The sequence below is a fragment of the Mycobacterium sp. genome, assembly GCF_035314665.1.
Lineage (GTDB): Bacteria > Actinomycetota > Actinomycetes > Mycobacteriales > Mycobacteriaceae > Mycobacterium.
Genome location: NZ_DATFZD010000386.1, coordinates 1 through 3,752 on the forward strand (window position 1 = coordinate 1; position 3,752 = coordinate 3,752).

The window sequence follows — 3,752 nt, forward strand, 5'->3', positions numbered from 1 at the left end:
AGAGCACTTCGCGTACGTGCGCCGGGGTCGGATACAGGCATAGATTCTTACGGGTCATGGTGGCTTTGACGGTCAGCCACGGGTGCTTCCGCGCCAACCACAGCGCGGGGAACCAGCTCCACGGCGGTAGCTACGACACCAGGACGGCGGCAGGCGCTGTGCCGGTCTCCAGGTACTTCTGCACGACGAACCCGCCCATGGAGTGACCGATCAGGACGGGGGTGGCGGGCAGGGTCGCGGCGACGGAACGAACATCGTCGACATAGTCGGCGATCGTGCATTTGTTGAGCGGCCTCGAAACTGGGCTGCCGCCATGCCCGCGCAGGCTCAGGGCGATCGCCCGGTAACCGTTGTCCGCAAAGAAGCCGAGGAAATGGTCATCCCAGCACCATGCGCCGTGCACGCCACCGTGCACGAAAAGCAGGGGCGCTTGGTGGGCTTCGCTGGAAGACCCCTTGTCGATCACGTCGAGCATGCGCCACCCCTTCGATTCGTTGCGCCATCGCTTGAGCCATCTTCTCAGGCAATATGCGCTCGAAAGGCTCGATTCGCTCGGCTCGCTGCCCAGTTCGTCCGTAGCGGCGGTGTCTGGCCGCCGACGTTGTGCTCCTGGTTGATGTCTGGGTGTGGCCAGGCTCCAGTCACCGTCCGTCACCCGGCCCCTGCCAAGGGTGCGGGCTCATCGAGTGACCGGAACTGGCCGTTCGTATTTGGTGCCTGGACGATCAAAGCAGGCACCTTGGCGGCTGCGGGCGGGTCGGCACAGCAAGGAAGGGAAACAACCGACCCACCCGCGCCACGTCCTAACTGCCGGGCGGAACCGACGTGATCTTCACGACGGCGGCCTGGTGCGGGAAGCCGTAGCCCAACCGCATCACGCCACGCACAGCGGTGCTGTCGCTGCCGAAGTAATAGAAGGGGTTCGCCGTGATCGAGATGTCCTGGCGCATGACGCTGAACACCTTGTCGGCTGCGATCGCCCAGACGACGCCGTCCTCGATCGTGCCCTCGGGCGCGGAGTGCAGCGGCACGCCAAAGATCACGTGGTTCAACGGGTTTGACACGTCGCCGGTTGTCTGGGCCAGCAGCGGCTCATTCGACACCACGTCGGTTGTGTTCTGGAATCGCTTCAGCAGCGCCAGGTCCAGCACGGTGTTGAACGAGGCCGCGAACGGAGTGACCACAGAGCCAACACGTTCCACCAAGCTGATCGCGTTCGCGAAGGGATCGGAGTCAACCTAGGGACCCACCGACGTTCACTTCTTGGTACGTGAGACTTTCGAGGCCATTCGGCCCGAGCGCGGTGGTGCTGGTGAAGAACGCTTTGTCCAAAGTTCCTGCGAAAGAACGGACTAAGCCGTCTCCGACTACGCCTGCGGCTTGCGCGTTTTCGGCGCTGTCTGCGATCAGTTCGTTGCTGATCTGGGTGAGCGCGGCCAGTTTGGTTGGAGTGACCGTTGTCTCATCGAGATCGGGATCTGACTCGGTGATGTCGTCGCCTTCACCGACCCAGCTCGCGGCAGCTTCGGTGTCCACCACCGGGAACCTCAGCGATGGCCGCGTTGATTCGATGACTGTTGAAACGCGAAGTGCGAAAATGTGTAACCGCAGCGGTTGAATGATGGGTGGCCCGACTTCCTCGGGCGCGAGAATGCCGGATGCGTTAAATTCGCCGATCGCCATGACCGGACCTCCCAACGGGTTTGGCGTTGGTGCGCGCCGGATGTGTCCCCGCCGGGGCAGAACAGAAAAGATCCCCAGCGGGAACACCCCGCCGTGTCCAACGCACGGTGGAGTGAATTACGTCGTGGGCCAAGGGTCCACATTGGCGTTCGCCCCGCTGGGGCTGCTTCAAATCGTACTAGCGACCAGGCCGGAATGCCGCCGTATTGGCCCCTCAGAGCCACGCTGACGGCGTTTCCGGCCAGCCGTTTAGCCCTGCTCCCCCGAGCTGCGTCCTGTAGGAAGCCTGCCCAGTCACGGCCGGCGACGAACCGCCGCCCTTCTGACCCCGAACTAACGGGGGCGCACCAGCACCGCCGGATCAGCTGATTACGAGGCCGCCTCCGTCAACATGGCGGCGAATTGGTCAACCGCCCAGTCGATCTCTTGCGCGGTGATCACCAGCGGCGGCGCAAAGCGCAGGGTCGAACCGTGGGTGTCCTTCACCAGCACGCCGCGATCCGCCAACCGCAGGCTCATCTGCTTGCCAGTGGCGAGCGCCGGGTCGACGTCGACGCCCGCCCATAATCCGAGGCCTCGCACGGCCACCACGCCATCGCCCACGAGCCCTTGCAGCCGATCATGCAGATGTGCACCCAATTCGGAGGATCGAGACTGAAATTCGCCGCGCGCGAGCATGGCCACGACCGTGGTGCCGATCGCGGCAGCCAACGGGTTGCCGCCGAACGTCGAACCGTGCTCGCCCGGATGCAGCACACCGAGGATGTCGTGGTCGGCGACCACCGCCGAAAGTGGAACCACGCCGCCGCCCAGCGCCTTGCCGAGCAGGTAGATGTCGGGCACCACGCCCCAGTGGTCGCAGGCGAAGGTGTATCCCGTACGGGCCAGGCCCGACTGGATTTCGTCAGCGATCATCAGCACGTTGTGCCCATTGCACAACGCACGGACGGCCGGCAGGTAGTCGTCAGGGGGCACGATGATGCCGGCCTCTCCCTGGATCGGCTCGAGCAGCACAGCGACGGTGTCGTCGTCGATCGCTCGCGCCAGCGCCGCCGCGTCGCCGAACGGCACCGAGCGGAATCCCGGCGTGAACGGGCCGAAGCCGTCGCGCGCGGCCGGGTCGCACGAGAAGCTGATGATGCTGATCGTCCGGCCGTGGAAATTGTTGTGTGCCACTACGATGTTCGCACGGCCCGCCGGGACCCCCTTGACGACATAGCCCCATTTACGAGCGACTTTGAGGCCGCTCTCCACGGCTTCGGCGCCCGAATTCATGGGCAGCACCATGTCCTTGCCGCACAACTGGGCAAGCGCCGCGCAGAACGGCCCGAGTCGGTCGGAATGGAATGCGCGGCTCACCAGGGTCACCGTGTCGAGCTGGCGGTGGGCCGTCGCGGTGATCTCCGGGTTGCGGTGGCCGAAGTTGACCGCCGAGTAGGCGGCCAGGCAATCCAGGTAGCGCCGGCCGTCGACGTCCATGATCCACGCACCCTCGGCGCTGGCGGCGACCACGGGAAGTGGCGAATAGTTTTGCGCGGCATGCCTTTCGACCATCGAGATCGCGGCGTCGGCTACCCCCGCGGCTGCCGGCGCCGAAGCCGGGGCGTCGAGAATCGTCATGCGTGTACCTCCATCGTGCAGCACTTGACAGACCCGCCGCCCTTGAGCAGCTCGGACAGATCGACGCCGACCGGCTCGAAACCGGCATCACGCAGCTGCGCCGCGAAACCGGTGGCAGCAGAGGGGTGGACGACATGCAGGCCGTCGGAGACGGCGTTGAGCCCGAGCACGTATGCGTCGGAGCTGCCGACGACGATCGCGCCGGGGAACAGCGCCCGCAGCTGTTTTTGAGCCGCCGCGCTGAACGCAGGAGGGTAGTAAGCGATGGTGCGGTCGTCGAGAACCGCCAGCGCGGTGTCGAGATGGTAGAAGCGGGGATCTACGAGCTCCAGTGAGATGACCGGCATCCGCACCGCCGCGGCGATCTCGGCGTGTGCGCGCGCGTCTGTGCGAAAACCATGGGCCGCCAGGACCATCTCACCGACCAGCAGCAGGTCGCCCTGTCCCTC

General features: G+C 65.3%; 5 protein-coding genes. All 5 read right to left on the bottom strand.

Annotated elements, in window-relative coordinates; translation table 11 throughout:
• Positions 1 to 130: 130 nt before the first annotated feature.
• A complete protein-coding gene (locus VKI00_RS27375; protein WP_414687304.1) occupies positions 131 to 475 on the bottom strand; it encodes an alpha/beta hydrolase in 345 nt (114 codons plus the stop codon).
• 328 nt (positions 476 to 803) lie between these two features.
• Positions 804 to 1,184, bottom strand: coding sequence for a hypothetical protein (locus tag VKI00_RS27380; RefSeq protein WP_324443826.1), 381 nt, complete (start codon positions 1,182 to 1,184; stop codon positions 804 to 806).
• 49 nt (positions 1,185 to 1,233) lie between these two features.
• Positions 1,234 to 1,683, bottom strand: a complete 450-nt coding sequence (locus VKI00_RS27385) for a phage major capsid protein (RefSeq protein WP_324443828.1) — start codon at positions 1,681 to 1,683, stop codon at positions 1,234 to 1,236.
• 369 nt (positions 1,684 to 2,052) lie between these two features.
• On the bottom strand, positions 2,053 to 3,303 hold the full coding sequence (gene rocD, locus VKI00_RS27390; RefSeq protein ID WP_324443830.1) for an ornithine--oxo-acid transaminase: 1,251 nt from the start codon (positions 3,301 to 3,303) through the stop codon (positions 2,053 to 2,055).
• Positions 3,300 to 3,752 (bottom strand): dimethylarginine dimethylaminohydrolase family protein (locus VKI00_RS27395; RefSeq protein WP_414687305.1); only part of this gene is annotated, 453 nt, incomplete at its 5' end. The genes rocD and VKI00_RS27395, both read right to left, overlap by 4 nt.